The organism is Alkanindiges illinoisensis, from assembly GCF_004377485.1.
Classification (GTDB): Bacteria; Pseudomonadota; Gammaproteobacteria; order Pseudomonadales; family Moraxellaceae; genus Alkanindiges; species Alkanindiges illinoisensis_A.
Genome location: NZ_SNTY01000016.1, coordinates 42,706 through 60,311, shown reverse-complemented (window position 1 = coordinate 60,311; position 17,606 = coordinate 42,706). Strand labels below are relative to the sequence as shown.

The following is a 17,606-nucleotide window of genomic DNA, read 5'->3' as shown; positions in this document are numbered from 1 at the left end:
CAATCAATTTTATTGCTTCAACTTTAAATTCTGCGGTGTAAGTCTTCTGTTTCTTGCTCATGGTAAACTCCTGATGAGTGTCTATAGTTTACCAAGTTAAAACCTCCTGTTTTCTCAGCACACATCATAAATCTAGATCAGTTGTTATTAAAAATGTTTCAGGAAATTACTAGAAACTCTCCTTATCCTTCATCACTAATTCAAGACAAAACACGACATTTCCCAGAATATACTTTAAAACAGGGAACTCTCTATTATGGGCTTAACAACCCCTATAAAGTTTTTGCATCAACAGGAAAAATAAATGATTGGAAAATAATTTCTATCATTACGCAATCTACTGATCAATTGAATGAAATTCCTCAGATTTTAGAATCTATAACATTTGAAAATAATAAATTGACTAATGAATAAGCCTACTCTCCTCATTACACAATTTTCTGACCTGCAACATTACGAGCCTACCTTTTTGGCCATGAAGCAGTTTACGGAAAGCCGCACTGAAGAAGACGCTGACCAACTGTGGTTATTACAGCATGATGATGTACTCACCCAAGGTCAGGCGGGTAAACCGGAGCATATATTGTTCCCCTCGCCAGACTTGCCGATTGTGCAAACAGACCGGGGTGGACAAGTCACTTGGCATGGCAAGGGTCAACTGGTGGGTTATCTGATGTTTGACCTTAATCGGCTCAAATGGAATGTGCGCGATCTGGTGAATTTTACTGAACAGCTAATGATTAATCTGCTCAAACACTATGGCTTAACTGCCTATGCCAAAAAAGATGCGCCGGGTGTTTATATTAATGAGCAGAAAATTGCCTCGCTGGGATTCAAGATTCGCAAGGGTTGCAGCTATCACGGCTTATCTTTGAATATAGATTGCAGCCTGGACGGATTTTCCCGGATTAACCCATGCGGCTATGCTGGCCTGCAAATGATCAGATTGAGTGATGTACTGGAGAGTCCACCAAATTTTGAGCAAATCTGCCTTCAAATACAGTATTTAATCGAAAAACAGCATATATTTTCCAGTATTAAGACTGGACTTGTCTAAACAATCTGTTATTGTAGGGATGAAAATTAGAGTAAATACTCTAAAGATAAGTTTTAGCCATTTCACTTAACTATTGATGATAGAGAATGCGTAGTGAAACCAACCAATAAACTTCTTCCGGCAGCACAGCGTGCCTATGTCGCCCTGATGATGGACGTCATCGGTCGTGGCCTTACCTCAGCAAGTCAGGTTGACCCTGAGATTCATAATGAAACGAAAGGATTCCCGGCTGGTTTTATTGTAAGAATGACGGTGTTTCCAAATGGCCCTGATTTTACGGCACAAAGCCAGCCTGATGGTTCACTGGCGCTGCTTAAAAATTTTGGCGGCAAACCTGATTTGACAGTGACCTTCAAGCATATCTCCCATGCATTTCTGGTATTTAGTTTTCAGGAAGGTACAGCACGGGCATTTGCCAATGACCGCATGGTAGCCGATGGTGATTTGTCCTATGCCATTCGTCTGGTGCGCTGCCTGAACAAGATGGAAGCGTTAATTCTGCCAAAAATGGTTGCAAAACTGGCGGTTAAGCAATACCCGGAAGACCTGAGCTTCACGCAAAAATTAAACCTTGCTTCACGCATTTATCTTAAAGTTGCTCAAACCTATATTAAACGGAGCTAATTATGGCCAAGCCGTATTATGAATTCTTTTGCCCAGTAAAAGTCATTGCAGGGAGTGCAGCACTGGAGCATATTCCTTTTGAACTGGCAACCCTGGGTGCCAAGCGCGCCATGATCATTACTGACAAGGGCGTGCGCAGCAACAATTTGCTGGAACCTATTCAGGCCGCTTTTGAAAGCACTGACAGCAGTATTGCGGTAATTTTTGATGATGTGCCACCCGATAGCAGCTTGCAAACAGTACGCACAGCGGCTGAACTGTACCGCCAGAACAATTGTGATGCCATTATTGCCGTAGGCGGTGGTTCAGTCATTGATACCTCTAAAGGCGTGAATATTCTGGTGTCTGAAGGCGGTGATGACCTGCTCAAATACTCGGGTGCGCATAACCTGCCACGTCCGTTAAAGCCATTTTTTGTGGTGCCAACGACAGCAGGCACAGGCTCTGAAGTGACGGCGGTTGCAGTAGTATCTGATATTGAAAAGAACGTGAAGCTGGCATTTGCCTCTTACTTCCTGATGCCACATGCGGCCATTTTAGATCCGCGCATGACCGCAACCCTGCCGCCACACATTACTGCCATGACGGCTATGGATGCTATGACGCATGCCATGGAAGCTTATACCTGTCTGGGTTCCAACCCAATCAGTGATGCCTATGCGTTTTCCGCCATCAAGAAAATCAGTGCCAATTTGATTAAGGTGCTGGATGAGCCGTCCAACACTGATGCCCGTCTGGAACTGGCTCAGGCGTCTACCATGGCAGGAATTGCGTTCTCCAATGCAATGGTGGGTCTGGTACATTCACTGGGTCATGCCACTGGTGCTGTTGCCCATTTGCCACACGGCTTGTGCATGAACCTGTTTATGCCCTATGTGCTGGAATACAACCAGTCTGTCAATGGTGACAAAATTGCCGAGTTGCTACTGCCACTGGCTGGGCCGGAAGTTTACGCCAGCACACCAGCCAGCCAGCGTGCTTCCAGGGCCATTCAGCATATTCGTGAAGTACGTGATGTGTTATTTGAGCGTACCAAATTGCCACGTACTCTAAAAGAAACCGGCAAGGTCACTGAAGCGCAACTGGATGAAATTGCTGCCAAGGCACTGGATGACGGTTCAATCATCTTTAATCCGCGTGAAGCCTCAAGAGCTGACCTAAAGGCTATTTTGCAAAAAGCCTGGGCTTAAATTGCATTAGCGTTACGGTCAAGAAAAATCCTGCTTAGTGCAGGATTTTTTTATTAATGGTGCCAGACTTTTTTGCTTAATTTAGCTTGATATGCCAGGGATCAGTTCTGGGTTTAAGTGCAATCCATGCCAGCAGCATCCCAACAATATTACTAATAACCGGATTAAATGCGCCGCTTAATAATTCTGGTACTACCACCATAATATCCAGTAGCAGCACAGCCAAAGCAATAAAAGCCAGCCAGACCGGCCAGTTTTTTCTCGGAAAACTTATAATTAGTATGCCAAGCAGGATTTCGCTTATTCCTGCCAGTTGTGCCATAAGTTCTGGTGTAAGTAAATTCTGGATGGGCAGCAGCTCTAAATGCTGCTGATTGATATATAGCTCGGTTTTATCCAAAAAGATGAGCTTGGGCACCAGTCCCTGATAAATAAATAAAAAACTCAAGCCCAAACGAGCCAAAGTACTAGATTGCATGATCTAAAAACCGTTTACGGATTTCTGCAGTTGGCACCATACACTGTGGATGTTGCCCAAACAGTTTATAGCGCCGGGTTGCCACATGGTCATAGGCCCAGTCTCGCCATGCTCTAGGAATAACACGCCCTGCTGCCAGCATAGTAAATGGAAACGGTAATTGCTGCATGATACGCAACAAGGCATCACTGCGTTCATACACCTGATGGCCTTCAATCAGTAGCATGGTGTCAAAGTGATCCGTCGGCATACCAAGCGAGGTTAAAATCGCCTGACCCTGCGGCGACTGTACACTGCATAATTTGAACTTTTCCAGTGTATCGTGCCGGATTAAAAACCGGCTCCAGCCTGTACATAGCTTGCACACCGCATCAAACATGACAATTTTATTATCAGGCTGAATAAAGTCTGGTAGCACAGGCTGTGTGATGTAATGAAACTGCCAATTGATCATTGGATTACTTAAAACCCTGTTGTCGCCATGCTTCATAGATCATTACTGCCACCGAATTGGACAAATTCAGACTACGCGATTCAGGCTGCATCGGCAAGCGCAACCAATGCTCAAACGGAAAACTCACGCGCACTTCTTCTGGCAAGCCCCGGGTTTCTGGCCCAAACAAAAAAGCCACATCACGGTTAAGGTTACGGTCAAACGGCGAATGCTGGCCCTTGGTGGTCATTGGAAAAACAGCTTCAATACCCCGTGTTTTTAGCTCATCAAGACAAGGCTGCAAGGATGGCCAGATTTTAAGCTCTGCCCACTCATGATAATCCAACCCTGCCCGTTTTAGTTTTTTATCTTCCAGCTCAAAGCCCAATGGCTCAATCAGGTGCAGCTTGGCACCTGTATTGGCGCACAGGCGAATAATATTGCCGGTATTACTGGGAATTTCCGGCTCAAATAAAATAATATGAATCACAGCAAAACCAATTCAATAAAAAACCAGCCATATTTTAGCTGGTTTTGTTTCAAAAGCTAAAAGCTGTTTTAAGCCTTAGCTTTCACAATAATTTATCCCTATTTCATTGCTGCTTCAAAGCGCTGGTTGACCTTGTTCCAGTTCACCACATTCCAGAATGCCTTGGTATAATCAGCACGCTTGTTTTGATATTTCAGATAATAGGCATGTTCCCAAACATCCAGACCCAATAATGGCTGGCCTTTGGTTTCGGCAATATCCATCAATGGATTGTCCTGATTGGGGGTCGAAGTCACAGCCAGTTTATGATCAGGTGTCAGCACCAGCCATGCCCAGCCAGAACCAAAACGGCTGGTTGCGGCCTCATTAAATTTTTGCTCAAAGGCGTCCAGCGAGCCAAAGTCAGCATTGATTTGTTTAAGCAACGCCTCGCTGGGTTTACCGGCCTTGGCTTTCGGACTTAAGCTTTCCCAGAAAAAGCTGTGGTTATAGTGACCGCCAGCATTATTGCGCACCGCAGTATTGTATTTGGAAATTTGCGCCTGTACCTGTTCAATGCTCATTTTATCCAGTGCAGGGTAATTCTTGATTTCCTTATTTAGATTATCCACATAGCTCTTGTGGTGCTTGCCATAGTGAATTTCCATGGTTTGCTTGTCAATAGAGGGTTCCAGCGCACCATAGGCATACGGTAAGGCTGTCTGCTTAAACTCGGCGAAAGCAGCACTGGCCACGCCTAAACTGGACACAATGAGTGTAGAAATACCCAAACAACGTAAATAAGCCGACATGGCCTGCTCCTTAACAGCGCTTTATTAGTCAGGCTTAAAATTAGCAAACGATTCTCAATTCGATGTAGGCTTGCTGTAAGCTTTAAGTAAAATTTCAGCAAAAATAAGCACATATTTTCTATTTTCTTAAAATAAACTTAAAAAAGGTAAATGAATTGATTGTTATTAAGACGGTTTTATAGCAACTGTACTATTTAAAAATTAAACGGGCTAAAAGACCTATCCATTGCAAAAGCCGCCTATAATATGCCGACTCTTTTTGTGTTGCTAAACGGTTATGTCACATTCTCCTAAAAATCCGCCCATTGTTGGCATACTGGCTCTGTGCCGCATTGGCTTTGAGCGCGAGTGCAGTAGCGAGCTTGAACGCTGGTTTGGTGAGCGTGGTGCCGATGGTTATGTCAAATTTGAAAAACTAAGCGGTCAGGTGATCTGGTTTGGGCAAAGCAAGCAGTTTCCCAAAACCTCCGAGCTTATTTTTGCACGTCAGGTAATAAAACTGATTAGTAAAACACCAGTTTATTTTGACAATAAAGACCGGATTAGCCCTATTTTAAGTGCCCTGGAAGGTCAGACCTACAGCGCCATTTATCTGGATAACCCGGATACCAATGATGGCAACAGCATGGCCGATTTGTTTCACCGCCTGCAAAAACCACTGCTGTCTGCCGCTGGTAAAGCCAATATATTAAACCGTGACGCCAAGCAGCGTGCCCATCTGGTATTTATTGATGGAACAGCAGCCTGGCTTGGGGTGAGCGAAGCCGGCGAAACCCTGAAATGGCCAATGGGTATTCCGCGCCTGAAAATGCTACAGGATGCCCCAGGTCGCTCTACACTAAAACTGGCCGAAGCCTTTGCCTATTTTATGGATAAGGAAGAACAGGCTGAATGGCTACGTGAAGGCTTAACCGCAGTAGACCTGGGGGCCAGTCCCGGTGGCTGGACTTATCAGCTGGTTAAACATGGTTTACAAGTCATTGCCGTGGATAATGGGACGCTTAATGAGCGCCTGCTGGATAGCGGTCAAGTTGAACATGTCAAGGCTGACGGTTTTGTTTATCGTCCGCCCCGTCCAGTACACTGGCTGGTGTGTGATCTACCCGAAAAACCGGTGCGGGTGACTCAGCTTATTGCAGACTGGCTGGCGGCTGGTGATGCACAGCGTGCTATATTTCAACTCAAGATGGCGGTTAAAGATCGTCTGGATGAACTGGAATACTGCCGTGAAATTATTGAGGAAACTTTAAAACCATCAGGTAAAAAAATTGAGCGGCTACAATTTCGTCATCTGTACCATGACCGCGAAGAAGTGACTGGTTTTTTGGTAGTGAAGTAAATTTAATTTTAAGGAATATTATGGGTTAGTAGTGAAACATAATATTCCTTGGTTATTTATGGGTAATAACGAGTGTCAATTATATGTCTTGAAGGAGCAAGTAGCGTTGGAAAAACGACGATCTCTAAAGCTCTTGAGAGAATGTACGGGTGCAAACGAATTTCTGAAGTTAATGAACTATTTCAAAGATATTCAAATAAAGATTCCGAACGGTATCTGGAAAAACAACTAGAGCGCTGGGCAATGGCCAAACAAATCTCTGCTGCTGGTGGTATTGCAGTTTTGGATGGCGACCCCTTTCAGCCTTTATGGTATAACTGGATTTTTAGCGACTTAGGGTTTCAAGATATAAATTCAGTCATTGATTTTTATGCAATAGCTCTCAAAGACCAAAAAATTAAATTTCCCGATAAATATTTTATTTTAACTATAGCTGAGAACGAATTAAGAAACAGAAAAAACAAAGATACCAGTCGATCAAGAAGCAATTTTGAATTACATCTGAAGTTAATAAGACCTCAATTGGCATATTTTGCATCAATGAATGAAATTTATGACGGAATTGCAGAAGTTATGATTGCAAATGATCCAATACAACTTGCCAATAGCATTTACTCATCGAAATATCCTAGTGATTATGATCAATTACAGTTGCTTAAAAAGCAAGTTGATTTCATAAACACCTAGCTCTCGATTTTATTTGATCTTTATCTTTAATCGAAACTTATTTAATGATGATTATAATCATCTGCCAATATAAAAAATAACTGCAATTTTTTCTTAATTGGGAATAGAAAATTTCTATTTATGTTTAGTCGTCTACAGCCAAAATTAATAAATTTTTATATTAAGGGATATTATGATTAAGGGCTTTAATCTTAAAGAGGATTTTGAGAAATTTCGTACAAGGAATACTCCACTCCTGTTAGGAATAATTATAGCTATGATATACGCTGAATTATCAGGAGACTTTCCCTTGGGAGATTCTAGGCAGCCAACTTATAAAAGTCTTCGGCCATTTGATTTGGTGTCTTAAAACCCAAACCCTTTTGAATTCTTCGATGATTATAAAATAATTCAATGTATTTTATAATATCTGCTTTGGCTTCTTCTCTGGTTTGATAGTTGTAATGATGCACTAACTCATTTTTCAGTATTCCCCAAAAGCTTTCAATCGGTGCATTATCGTAACAGTCTCCGCGCTTGCTCATTGAACCTTGAAAACCATATTGCTCAAGTATATTTCGATATTCATGGCTGCAATATTGACTTCCTCTGTCTGAATGCACAATCAGTTCTTTGGTTGGTTTTTGATTGTGAATAGCCATATTTAGCGCATTACAAACAAGCTGTGCTGTCATGCGCTCATTTAAGCTATAGCCAACCACTTGCTTCGTGTAAAGGTCTTTTACCGCTGCTAAGTACAGCCATCCTTCAACAGTCCATATGTACGTAATATCACTTGACCATGCTTGATTTGGTCTAGTCATTGAGAATTGTTGCTCCAGCAGGTTTTCATAGATCGCTCGATTATGGTCACTATTCGTAGTCCTTTTAAAACGCTTGTGTCGCTTACAATACAGGTGGTTCAGCGCTTTTATCTGACGTACAGCGTACATACTCATTTTTATACCCTGAGCTTGTAAGTATTTGGTTAATCGAATATAACCATAGCTCTGCCTTGTCTCCTCATGGGCTATTTTCACCAATATCGTCTGTTGATTTCGTTGAATCGTTCTTTTGCTCACGCCTCTCTTGAGCCAATCATAAAAACATGAAACTGAAACATGAAGTAATCGAGCCATTAAGGTAATTGGAAAAGAATATCTTTTTTGTTTCATATAGGCGTACCTTACTGACTTTCTTTGGCAAAGTACGCTGCTGCCTTTTTTAAAAATTCACGTTCCATTTCAGCTATTTTGAGCTGTTGTTTGAGTTTTTTATTTTCTTCGAGTAGAGCGTTTAGATCAGGTGAATACTGTTTTGTGCCTGCTAAAGTTCCAGCCTTTGCTTTGTTATTCCAGTTCGAAAGGGTTTGCATTGAAATGCCAAGTTGTCTAGCGGATTCCGAGACATTGCCTTGGTTCTCTTCAATGGCTTTTATGGCTTCAGCTTTAAATTCTGCGGTGTAAGTCTTGTGTTTCTTGCTCATGGTAAACTCCTAATGAGTATGTATAGTTTACCAAGTTAAACCCTCCTGTTTTTTCAGCACACATCACTATAGCTTTTTTTGGGATTATGTTCCTTCTTTTTTCGGGCAAACCATTGAGTGATGCGGAAAAATACTATCAGACTCCTCCTATTTTATATGACATTGAATCTACAAAACCTATTGCAGCTGATAAACAATGGATGATTCCGCTCACAGGTTCACATGATAAACCGATTGAGGTTTCTTTAAATGCTACAGAGATGACCAAAGTTTTAGGTGAAAATAGCTGGGTATCGCCGACGATTAATTATCAAAGTCCTACCAATAAACTCTATGTTTATATTGATTATGCAGGTAAAGAATCCTACGGTTCAGGACAGTCTGAGATCTACAGTTTACCGGTTTGTATACCGTTATCCAAATATTTGCACTGTCCTATTGAACGGCTGGCCTTAAAAAACTCATATGATCATCATGAAATTTATAATGTTGCAACTTTCAATAATGATCATACATTTTATGAGCCAAACCATTCTGGCAACACCTCAATATTTTATGGCTATACCAAGCCAAACGTTTATGAAGTCGATAGTCCACGAAATTTAGCCATAATAGTAAATACATTTCTTCAAGATCATTATCAGCTTCGCTGGATGCGTCTTACTATTAATGATCATCCGATTACACTGAAGAAAATAAGTTTCTTTTTAACTTCAAAATATCAGATTTACTTTAAATTGCTATTGATCTTGTTACCATGTCTGATCATTTATAATTATTATTCTTTAAAGGGGTTCAGCAGTCCACAGGCATTGGTAACTGGTGGTTTTCTTACATTATTTGCAAGCCTTCATACTCTTATCTGGGATCTTAATTACATGGTAGTAGGGTCTCTTATTATTGCATTTTCGGGTGTTTTCTATATATTTGCTAATAGCCTTTATAAAATAATTTACGGTATTGGTTTTATCATTATTTTATTTTTCTCACAGCAATATTATGAGGGCCTGAATAAGAATGTTTTTATGCAGACAGGACTGCTGGCTATTATTGGTATTGCACTTTTTATCAAAGAACCGGATTAGTCATTAAACTTTTCTAATATTGAAGAAGATTTATATAAATAGATTAAAAAAATCCCACCATTTGGCGGGATTTTTCAATTAGCTTAAATTAAACGTCTTTTCTGCGCATATGTGGGAACAAAATCACATCACGGATACTGGCCGCATCAGCAAACAGCATTACCAAACGGTCAATGCCAATGCCCTGACCTGCGGTTGGTGGCAAGCCATATTCCAGTGCTTCAATAAAATCAGCATCATAATGCATGGCTTCATCATCACCGGCGTCTTTTTCAGCCACCTGAGCCTGAAAGCGTTCGGCCTGATCAATCGGATCATTTAACTCGCTAAAGCCATTGGCCAGCTCACGGCCACCAATAAAGAATTCAAAGCGGTCAGTCACATGCGGGTTAGTATCGCTACGACGGGCCAGCGGTGAGGTTTCTGCCGGATATTCAGTAATAAACGTGGGTTGGCGCAGCTTGGTTTCCACAGTTTCTTCAAACACAATGGTTTGCAGCTTGCCCAGACCAAAGCCAGGTTTTACCTGCTCTTTTAAGGTATTTTGCACAAAGCCAGCCAGAAACTCGCGGTCATTGACCTGGTCGCGAGTTAGTTCAGGGTTGTTTTCTAGAATGGCATTCACTATGGAAATCTTTTTATAAGGCCCTTTAAAGCTAAATACTTCACCTTGATACGGCACATCGGTGCTGCCCAGAATGTCCAGTGCCAGTTTTTCCAGCATGTTCTCAGTGAGCTGCATCAGGTCTTTGTAATCAGCATAGGCCTGATAAAACTCAATCATGGTAAATTCAGGATTATGCCGGGTAGACACGCCTTCATTACGGAAATTGCGGTTAATCTCAAATACCCGTTCAAAACCGCCAACCACCAGACGCTTTAAATACAGCTCAGGTGCAATGCGTAAATACAGCTCCATGTCCAGCGCATTGTGATGAGTCACAAACGGACGCGCTGCTGCGCCACCCGGAATCACATGCATCATGGGCGTTTCCACTTCCATAAAGCGTTCGCCAATTAGGTATTCACGGATACCTGCAATCACTTTGGCACGGATTTCAAAGGTTCGGCGGGTGTCTTCATTGGTGATTAAATCAAGGTAACGCTTGCGGTATTTGGCTTCGGTATCGCTTAAGCCATGAAACTTGTCAGGCAATGGACGTAAGGATTTGGTGAGCAGTTCAATACTGGTCAAGTCCACATACAAATCGCCCTTGCCTGAGCGGGCCAGTGTGCCTTTGGCTGCAATAATATCGCCAAGGTCAAGCTGCTTGATCAGTTCCAGTTCATCAGCAGACAACACTTTGCGATTTACGTACAACTGGATGCGGCCTGTCATGTCCTGCAACACCATGAACGAGCCACGGTTTAGCATCAGGCGGCCTGCTACAGTGACTGAAATTGCAGTCGCTGCCAGATCTTCCTTGCTGCTGTCCTTGTATTGTTCCTGCAAGTCACCCGCATAATGATCACGTTTAAAGTGATTTGGCCATGCATTGCTGCCTGTTTGCTTGGCCTTTTCTACAATGGCATTTAGCTTGGCATGACGCTGCGCAATTAAGTCGTTTTCAGAAATTTGTTGATCGTTCGGAACTTGATCCGACGTGGCTTGGCCTGAATTGTGCTGACCTGACTGCGCCATTATCTGCCTCTAAGCGTTAGGAAAAAATAAGGCAGCAATCATAGCAGAAAACCCATATTTTGACACCAACGCGAACCATGCCCGCTCATCTATTCGCGAGAGGGTTTTAAATACAAATGTGCCATCATGGTGTGTATTATTTTTTATCTCTTCGTATGTGTACAATTTTTAACCTTATTCTCTTATAACTATTATCTAATTAACACGCCGTCATTGTTTTTAATACCAAATCAACTCGGGAATGCCTACAAGCCACTGGCAGTATAACTAAACGTTTTAAGGCCGATAGTCCTAGCTTTCATTCTAATATTTGAGGATAAAATAATGCGCGCATTGACCTACCATGGTGCCAGAGATGTTCGAGTTGAAACTGTACCCGATCCAGTAATTCAGGAACCTGATGACGTTATCCTTCGGGTTACCGCCACTGCAATTTGTGGTTCTGATTTGCACCTTTATCGTGGCAAAATTCCTGCCACCATGGACGGCGATATTTTTGGCCATGAATTTATGGGCATTGTGGAAGAAGTTGGGCCAGCCGTCACTGAAGTTCAAAAAGGTGACCGTGTGATTATTCCATTTGTGATTGCCTGTGGACATTGTTTTTTCTGTGAACACGAGCTGACTGCAGCCTGTGAAAATACCAATACTGGCCGTGGCGCTATTTTAAACAAAAAACAAATTCCTCCCGGTGCTGCCCTGTTTGGGTTTAGTCATTTATATGGTGGTGTGCCCGGTGGTCAGGCCGAATATGTTCGCGTACCGAAAGGCAATGTAGGACCGTTTAAAGTACCGGGCTCGTTGCCTGATGAAAAAGTATTGTTCCTGACAGACATTCTGCCCACAGGCTGGCAGGCCGTGGTGAATGCGCAGGTTAAAAAAGGCTCAAGTCTAGCCATTTATGGGGCAGGCCCGGTTGGTCTAATGGCTGCAGCCTGTGCCCGCTTACAGGGTGCAGAACAAATTTTTATGGCAGACCACAACGATTATCGCCTGCGTTATGCCCAAGAAACTTATGGCGTCATTCCCGTTAATTTTGACAAGGTGGATGCTGCTGAATTTATTATCAGTCAAACGGCAGGCCAGCGTGGTGTAGATGCCGTGATTGATGCGGTAGGTTTTGAAGCCAAAGGCAGCATGATTGAAACTGTGCTTACCAACCTGAAAATTGAAGGCTCCAGTGGTGCAGCATTGCGTCAGTGTATTGCAGCGGTACGTCGTGGTGGTGTGGTGAGCGTGCCGGGTGTATATGCCGGACCAATTCATGGTTTCCTGTTTGGTGATGCCTTTGATAAGGGCCTTACCTTTAAAATGGGTCAAACTCATGTGCATCGCTTCCTGCCTGAGCTGTTACAGCATGTTGAAAATGGGGACTTAAATCCTGAGATTATTATTTCCCATCGTATGAAGCTGGAAGACGCTGCTGAAGGCTATCGCATTTTTGATGGCCGTGAGGACGAGTGTCGGAAAGTAATCCTGACGCCTTAATTATTTTCCATGCTATTTAGTGGAAACAAGCTATTAAAATCAGGCTGCTGGAATTAAGCCTTAGTTCTCGCAGCTTTATTGCTAATATTTTTTCTTATTGTTTTACTCACATAGTCATCCTAGAGCCATTTTAGGATGACTATTTTTTTATGCATGTTTCATCAAGCAAAGGTTCGCAGAGGTTTTATTTTTCGACTAAAGGGTAAAGCTTTATGCATGGACAACATTAATGAATCATTAAATAATTAATTTTCGATAAAAATATGAGGATGAGCTGCATGACTGCTCCATTGTATCTGGATGATTTAACCATTGGTGACCGCTTCACCAGCCCAAGTTATACACTGGAAAAAGACCAGCTACTGGAATTTGCCAGTGAGTATGATCCTCAGCCGTTTCATCTGGATGATGAGCTTGCCAAGGACACTTTGTTTAATGGGCTGGCTGCCAGTGGCTGGCAAACCGCGTCCATTACCATGAAGCTATGGACTGAAACCCTGCATGTTGCCAATGGCCTGATTGGTATTGATTGCCATTTAAAATGGCCCACGCCCACCCGCCCCGGTGATACCTTGCGTGTTGAAGCCGAAATTGTGGATATTAAAGTTTCCCAAAGTAAGCCCAATATGGGCATCGTTACCTATCACAGCCTGACCAAAAACCAGCATGATCAGGTGGTGCAAGATACAACCACCAAGGTAGTGGTGTTTAAAAAACCTGCTGTGGCTTGAGAGTGCTCTCAATAGTGATTCGTTAATTATTAAAACTACTTTGTCTGATTACCGCTTGTATAAGACAAAGTAGCTTTAGCCAATGACCGGCTTTATTTTAAAATCTAAAAAACCAATCATTTTTATAAAAACAATCGTTTTTACATCTAAACCATTTTACCTGATACTGGCTTTATCACTTAAGCAGCTCGCGTTATTGAGGTTGCCAGTCACTTAAGCACTTTGTAATAACAGTCTGCATTTTTTATGAGGGTAATCATGCACAATTCAGAGATAAAACCAGCGTCGGTCACCATCGAGAATCTGGAAGCTGCCTTTGCCGGTGAAGCAATGGCGCACATCAAGTATCGCTACTTTGCCAAGCTGGCCCGCGAAATGGGTGATGACGACACCGCGCGCATTTTTGAAGAAACCGCCAATCAGGAAGTGATGCACGCTTTTGGTCATCTGGATTTACTGTATCCCAAAGCCAAAATGACGCCTGCCCGTGCGCTGGAAATTGCCATTGAAGGTGAAACCTACGAATACACTGAAATGTATCCCAAGTTTCGCCATCTGGCAGTTGAAGAAGGCAATCAGGCAGCCGTGAATGAATATGATGAGCAGATTGAGGAATCGCGCGTGCATGCCGAGCAGTTTAAGGCCGTGCTGGAAAAGGCAGCCAAACGCTTTGCTGCACTAACCACTGTCGAAAAACGTCATGCCAATCACTATCAAAATGCACTCGACAAATTGCGTGCAGATGGTTAACGTGTGGCAAATTTAGAGCAATAACTCTTTTTTGGGGTTTTGCACGGTTTTTTTGGATTTTTGGCGTTACAAATTGTCCTGTGCAGTGGCACAATTCAGACATGTTGCCCTAGGCATTTTCCCATGGGCAGGACAGTTTTGGAGATGATGATGAAGAAGTATCAATGTATCGTATGTGGCTGGATTTACGATGAAGCAGAAGGCTGGCCACAGGATGGCATTGCACCAGGCACCAAATGGGACGATATCCCTGATGACTGGACCTGCCCTGACTGTGGCGTGTCCAAAATGGATTTTGAGATGATTGAAATCTAAGACTGTTTTGCTTTAAGCCATGTAGCTCCTCATCTGCATGGCTTTTTTTGTTTTCATGAATGTGTATTTTCATTCAAATTTTTGATATTAATTTTTGACGTTTCTGATGGAGAATTGCAGATGAACCCGATTGTCATCATTGGTTCTGGCATGGCTGGCTATACCCTGGCGCGTGAGTTCCGTAAGCTTGATACCACCACGCCTGTGGTTATGATTAGTGCTGATGACGCGGTAAATTATGCAAAACCCACCCTGTCCAATGCGCTGGTTGGCAACAAGCACCCGGATCAGATTGGTCTTGGTGATTCTGCCAAAATGAGTGCGCAGCTAAATATCAATATCTTGCCCCACACTATCGTAAGCCATGTGGATTGTGAAAATCATACGCTGCAACTAAAACACCAAAATGGCGAACAGACTACACAGGCCTATAGCAAACTGATTCTGGCAGTAGGTGCCAATCCTATCCGGTTGCCCATTGAAGGCGATGGCGCTGAAGACATTCATGTGGTGAATTCACTGGCTGACTACCGCACTTTCCGCGATACCCTGTCCCTGCGTACAGACAAGCGTGTGCTGTTGCTGGGCGCTGGCCTAATTGGCTGTGAATTCGCCAATGACCTCAAAGCCACGGGCCATGATGTTACTGTAGTTGATATTGCACCTCAGCCATTAGGCCGTCTACTACCTGCTGATACGGCACAGGCATTTCAGGCCGGACTGGAACATATTGGTGTGCAGTTTGCCTTGAATACCACGGTGCAACGCATCAATCGCGCGGGTCAGGATTATGAAGTGAGCCTGACCAACGGCAATACACTGATCGTTGATATTGTGCTGTCAGCAATTGGCCTGCGTCCCAATCTGGAGCTAGCACAAGCTGCCAATATCCAAACCAGCCGCGGTATTGAAGTTGATGCGTGGCTTGAAACCAGCCAGCCGGATATTTATGCCATTGGTGATTGTGCTGAAGTGGCCGGGCATTTGCTGCCCTTTGTCATGCCAATCATGCAACAGGCACGCGCACTGGCCAAAACACTGTCAGGCACTTCCACAGCCGTGCATTATCCAGCTATGCCCGTTGCCGTAAAAACCCCGGCTGCCCCACTGACGGTATTGCCTACGCCTGCTGATGTGCAAGTAGAATGGCAAACCGAACAGTTTGAAGATGGCATGCTGGCCAAGGCCGTTGATAATGAAGGCACATTACGTGGCTTTGTATTGCTGGGTGCCACCGCAGGCAAGCAACGCATGACTTTGACCAAACTGGTGCCAGACCTGTTGCCAGCCGCTAGCGCCTAAGCTGAAAAATAGTCTTTCCAGCTCAGCTAAGCCAACAAATCAGCAGTATGGATTTTAAGCATTCGCGTTTTAAAATAAGGCAGGTTTAACTGCCTTATTTTATAGGTTTGACATGACGGATTTTTCTGGAAAATTTAAACTGGTTCAGGGTGATATCACCCGAGTTACCGTAGATGCCATTGTAAATGCGGCCAACAATTCGCTGCTCGGCGGTGGTGGTGTGGATGGGGCGATTCATCGTGCTGGCGGCCGGGCGATTCTGGAAGAATGTAAAAAAATAAGGGCACGTCAGGGCGGCTGTCCTACAGGTAAAGCAGTCATCACCACAGCAGGCAGGCTTCCAGCGCAATTTGTCATTCATACCGTAGGCCCGGTATGGCAAGGCGGTACGCATGGTGAAGACCAGCTATTGGCTTCCTGTTATCAACAAAGTATCAAACTAGCCGAGCTACACCAGTTGAGCAGTATTGCATTCCCCAATATCAGTACGGGTGTGTATGGATTTCCAAAGGCACGCGCTGTCCAGATTGCCATACAGGCTATACGCGATCACTTACCACAATGCCAATATTTACAGCAGGTTATGTTTATATGTCATGACCACGAAAATTATGACCTCTATCAGGACTTATTGAATAGATAGGTTTTTCCAATAAAACACTAAAAATTGGCAATAATTTGTGCTAAAAATTCATGAAATGATTTATGATAGCTGCAATTTGACAATTCTTATTGTCATTAATGAAGCGTGATCACCAATAAGCACAGCAGGTTAATCCATGAATGCCCTCAGCAGTTTACAACCTTCTCAATACTGCGACTTAATGCAGGAAAGTAAAATTGATATTGGCAACAATATCCAGTTGCATTTTGAAATTGGCGGCATTGAAAATAATAATCCGCAACAGGAAACCATCCTGTTGATTATGGGCCTTGGCGCTCAAATGCTCATCTGGCCAGATTATTTTTGTGAAGCGCTCATCAAGCATGGTTACCGTGTGATCCGTTTTGATAACCGTGATATTGGCCTGTCCAGCAAGATTCGCCATAAAGGCCCGCGCTTAAATAGCCTCAAACTGATGGGCCGTTTTACGCTTGGCCTGCCCAATGAAGGCGCACCTTATACCCTGTATGACATGGCTGATGATACCAGCCGTCTGATGAATGCATTGCACATTGAAAAAGCGCATGTGATTGGTGCGTCCATGGGTGGCATGATTGCACAGATTCTGGCTGCCAAATATCCACAAAAAGTCCAAACCCTGAACTTGCTGTTTACCAGTAACAACCGCGCGTTCCTGCCACCACCTTTTCCCAAGCAGTTCCTGAGTCTGATGGGCCGTCCCAAGTCTACTGATGAAGAAGGCATGGTGGCACATTCCATGCGTTTGTTTAGCACCATTGGTTCTCCTGGCCACTTTAATCTGGATGAAGCGCGTGAAACTGCCCGCAAACTGTATCGTCGCAGTTTTCATCCGGCTGGCGTAATGCAGCAGTTTCTGGCAATTTTGTGCACTGGTTCGCTCAGCAAGATTGACCGTGAAATCAAGCAGCCTACGCTGGTGGTGCATGGCAGCAAGGATCGTTTGTTACCGCCATCACACGGCCGTGCTGTGGCAAAATCCATTAAAAATGCCAAGTTCCAGCTCATTGACGGTATGGGCCATGACATTCCCAAATATTTTGTACCGCAGCTGGTGGAACTGTTTAGCCAGCATATTCAGGCTCATGTGAAGTAA

Annotated in this window: 20 protein-coding genes; 14 read left to right on the top strand and 6 right to left on the bottom strand. The window is 43.5% G+C overall.

Annotation, left to right across the window (positions count from 1 at the left end; translation table 11 throughout):
- The first annotated feature begins 153 nt into the window (after positions 1–153).
- The 4 genes from E2B99_RS05680 (at position 154) to E2B99_RS05665 (ending at position 2,871) form a co-directional block, all read left to right on the top strand.
- A complete protein-coding gene (locus E2B99_RS05680; RefSeq protein ID WP_134243982.1) occupies positions 154–414 on the top strand; it encodes a hypothetical protein in 261 nt (86 codons plus the stop codon).
- On the top strand, positions 407–1,057 hold the full coding sequence (gene lipB / locus E2B99_RS05675) for a lipoyl(octanoyl) transferase LipB (RefSeq protein WP_134243981.1): 651 nt from the start codon (positions 407–409) through the stop codon (positions 1,055–1,057). Before E2B99_RS05680 ends, lipB begins: the two co-directional genes overlap by 8 nt.
- Before the next feature lie 93 nt (positions 1,058–1,150).
- Positions 1,151–1,681: a hypothetical protein gene (locus E2B99_RS05670; protein ID WP_430981446.1), complete on the top strand. Its 531-nt coding sequence runs from the start codon at positions 1,151–1,153 to the stop codon at positions 1,679–1,681.
- A 2-nt stretch (positions 1,682–1,683) separates the two neighbouring features.
- Positions 1,684–2,871, top strand: a complete 1,188-nt coding sequence (locus E2B99_RS05665; RefSeq protein ID WP_134243980.1) for an iron-containing alcohol dehydrogenase — start codon at positions 1,684–1,686, stop codon at positions 2,869–2,871.
- A gap of 76 nt (positions 2,872–2,947) precedes the next feature.
- Here E2B99_RS05665 and E2B99_RS05660 read toward each other — a convergent pair whose 3' ends face one another.
- The 4 genes from E2B99_RS05660 to E2B99_RS05645 all read right to left on the bottom strand — a co-directional run bounded on the left by E2B99_RS05660 (position 2,948) and on the right by E2B99_RS05645 (position 5,063).
- Positions 2,948–3,349, bottom strand: coding sequence for a DoxX-like family protein (locus E2B99_RS05660; protein WP_134243979.1), 402 nt, complete (start codon positions 3,347–3,349; stop codon positions 2,948–2,950).
- Positions 3,339–3,803, bottom strand: a complete 465-nt coding sequence (locus tag E2B99_RS05655; RefSeq protein ID WP_134243978.1) for a thiol-disulfide oxidoreductase DCC family protein — start codon at positions 3,801–3,803, stop codon at positions 3,339–3,341. The genes E2B99_RS05660 and E2B99_RS05655 overlap by 11 nt, the downstream gene beginning before the upstream one ends.
- Positions 3,804–3,807: 4 nt before the next feature.
- Entirely contained in the window at positions 3,808–4,272 is a 465-nt protein-coding gene (locus tag E2B99_RS05650) for a tRNA (cytidine(34)-2'-O)-methyltransferase (RefSeq protein WP_134243977.1), read from the bottom strand.
- Between the two features lie 98 nt (positions 4,273–4,370).
- Positions 4,371–5,063, bottom strand: coding sequence for a superoxide dismutase (locus tag E2B99_RS05645; RefSeq protein WP_134243976.1), 693 nt, complete (start codon positions 5,061–5,063; stop codon positions 4,371–4,373).
- A 277-nt stretch (positions 5,064–5,340) separates the two neighbouring features.
- Here E2B99_RS05645 and rlmM point away from each other — a divergent pair, with 277 nt between their 5' ends.
- Together rlmM and E2B99_RS05635 are read left to right on the top strand one after the other, a co-directional pair.
- Complete coding sequence (gene rlmM / locus E2B99_RS05640; RefSeq protein ID WP_134243975.1) at positions 5,341–6,402, top strand: 23S rRNA (cytidine(2498)-2'-O)-methyltransferase RlmM; 1,062 nt, start codon at positions 5,341–5,343, stop codon at positions 6,400–6,402.
- 72 nt (positions 6,403–6,474) lie between these two features.
- On the top strand, positions 6,475–7,089 hold the full coding sequence (locus E2B99_RS05635; RefSeq protein WP_134243974.1) for a deoxynucleoside kinase: 615 nt from the start codon (positions 6,475–6,477) through the stop codon (positions 7,087–7,089).
- 299 nt (positions 7,090–7,388) lie between these two features.
- Here the strand turns inward: E2B99_RS05635 and E2B99_RS05630 are convergent.
- Positions 7,389–8,554, bottom strand: a protein-coding gene (locus E2B99_RS05630) for an IS3 family transposase (protein WP_134243973.1) whose coding sequence is annotated in 2 segments (ribosomal slippage) — positions 7,389–8,296 and positions 8,296–8,554 — 1,167 coding nt in all. Because the reading frame shifts where the segments join, the coding sequence is not laid out codon by codon here.
- A gap of 113 nt (positions 8,555–8,667) precedes the next feature.
- Between E2B99_RS05630 and E2B99_RS05625 the strand changes: the two genes are divergently transcribed.
- Positions 8,668–9,639 (top strand): hypothetical protein, encoded by a 972-nt coding sequence (locus E2B99_RS05625; protein WP_134243972.1) that lies wholly within the window; start codon positions 8,668–8,670, stop codon positions 9,637–9,639.
- Positions 9,640–9,727: 88 nt separating this feature from the next.
- Here the strand turns inward: E2B99_RS05625 and lysS are convergent, their stop codons facing one another.
- Positions 9,728–11,281 carry a lysine--tRNA ligase gene (gene lysS / locus E2B99_RS05620; RefSeq protein ID WP_134243971.1) on the bottom strand — a complete coding sequence of 518 codons (1,554 nt, stop codon included), beginning with the start codon at positions 11,279–11,281 and terminating at the stop codon, positions 9,728–9,730.
- Positions 11,282–11,605: 324 nt separating this feature from the next.
- On the opposite strand from lysS, the gene E2B99_RS05615 reads away from it, so the two are divergent.
- From E2B99_RS05615 to E2B99_RS05585, 7 genes are all read left to right on the top strand, one after another.
- Complete coding sequence (locus E2B99_RS05615; RefSeq protein ID WP_134243970.1) at positions 11,606–12,769, top strand: zinc-dependent alcohol dehydrogenase; 1,164 nt, start codon at positions 11,606–11,608, stop codon at positions 12,767–12,769.
- A 278-nt stretch (positions 12,770–13,047) separates the two neighbouring features.
- A complete protein-coding gene (locus E2B99_RS05610) occupies positions 13,048–13,500 on the top strand; it encodes a MaoC family dehydratase (RefSeq protein WP_205669640.1) in 453 nt (150 codons plus the stop codon).
- A 258-nt stretch (positions 13,501–13,758) separates the two neighbouring features.
- A complete protein-coding gene (locus tag E2B99_RS05605) occupies positions 13,759–14,250 on the top strand; it encodes a rubrerythrin family protein (RefSeq protein WP_134243969.1) in 492 nt (163 codons plus the stop codon).
- Positions 14,251–14,400: 150 nt separating this feature from the next.
- The gene (gene rubA, locus E2B99_RS05600; protein ID WP_026470888.1) at positions 14,401–14,565 is read left to right on the top strand and encodes a rubredoxin RubA; all 165 of its coding nucleotides are present in this window, start codon (positions 14,401–14,403) and stop codon (positions 14,563–14,565) included.
- 120 nt (positions 14,566–14,685) lie between these two features.
- Complete coding sequence (locus E2B99_RS05595; RefSeq protein WP_134243968.1) at positions 14,686–15,867, top strand: NAD(P)/FAD-dependent oxidoreductase; 1,182 nt, start codon at positions 14,686–14,688, stop codon at positions 15,865–15,867.
- 112 nt (positions 15,868–15,979) lie between these two features.
- Positions 15,980–16,510, top strand: coding sequence for an O-acetyl-ADP-ribose deacetylase (locus E2B99_RS05590; RefSeq protein ID WP_134243967.1), 531 nt, complete (start codon positions 15,980–15,982; stop codon positions 16,508–16,510).
- Positions 16,511–16,646: 136 nt separating this feature from the next.
- A complete protein-coding gene (locus E2B99_RS05585) occupies positions 16,647–17,606 on the top strand; it encodes an alpha/beta fold hydrolase (protein ID WP_166738995.1) in 960 nt (319 codons plus the stop codon).

What these genes read in the sequence shown, in the direction of transcription:
- E2B99_RS05660 (WP_134243979.1), bottom strand. Translation starts at nt 3,349, where the DNA reads ATGCAATCTAGTACTTTGGCTCGTTTGGGCTTGAGTTTTTTATTTATT.
- E2B99_RS05680 (WP_134243982.1), top strand. Translation starts at nt 154, where the DNA reads ATGTTTCAGGAAATTACTAGAAACTCTCCTTATCCTTCATCACTAATT.
- E2B99_RS05590 (WP_134243967.1), top strand. Translation starts at nt 15,980, where the DNA reads ATGACGGATTTTTCTGGAAAATTTAAACTGGTTCAGGGTGATATCACC.
- lysS (WP_134243971.1), bottom strand. Translation starts at nt 11,281, where the DNA reads ATGGCGCAGTCAGGTCAGCACAATTCAGGCCAAGCCACGTCGGATCAA.
- E2B99_RS05610 (WP_205669640.1), top strand. Translation starts at nt 13,048, where the DNA reads ATGACTGCTCCATTGTATCTGGATGATTTAACCATTGGTGACCGCTTC.
- E2B99_RS05615 (WP_134243970.1), top strand. Translation starts at nt 11,606, where the DNA reads ATGCGCGCATTGACCTACCATGGTGCCAGAGATGTTCGAGTTGAAACT.
- E2B99_RS05655 (WP_134243978.1), bottom strand. Translation starts at nt 3,803, where the DNA reads ATGATCAATTGGCAGTTTCATTACATCACACAGCCTGTGCTACCAGAC.
- E2B99_RS05665 (WP_134243980.1), top strand. Translation starts at nt 1,684, where the DNA reads ATGGCCAAGCCGTATTATGAATTCTTTTGCCCAGTAAAAGTCATTGCA.
- E2B99_RS05585 (WP_166738995.1), top strand. Translation starts at nt 16,647, where the DNA reads ATGAATGCCCTCAGCAGTTTACAACCTTCTCAATACTGCGACTTAATG.
- rlmM (WP_134243975.1), top strand. Translation starts at nt 5,341, where the DNA reads ATGTCACATTCTCCTAAAAATCCGCCCATTGTTGGCATACTGGCTCTG.
- E2B99_RS05605 (WP_134243969.1), top strand. Translation starts at nt 13,759, where the DNA reads ATGCACAATTCAGAGATAAAACCAGCGTCGGTCACCATCGAGAATCTG.
- lipB (WP_134243981.1), top strand. Translation starts at nt 407, where the DNA reads ATGAATAAGCCTACTCTCCTCATTACACAATTTTCTGACCTGCAACAT.
- rubA (WP_026470888.1), top strand. Translation starts at nt 14,401, where the DNA reads ATGAAGAAGTATCAATGTATCGTATGTGGCTGGATTTACGATGAAGCA.
- E2B99_RS05645 (WP_134243976.1), bottom strand. Translation starts at nt 5,063, where the DNA reads ATGTCGGCTTATTTACGTTGTTTGGGTATTTCTACACTCATTGTGTCC.
- E2B99_RS05595 (WP_134243968.1), top strand. Translation starts at nt 14,686, where the DNA reads ATGAACCCGATTGTCATCATTGGTTCTGGCATGGCTGGCTATACCCTG.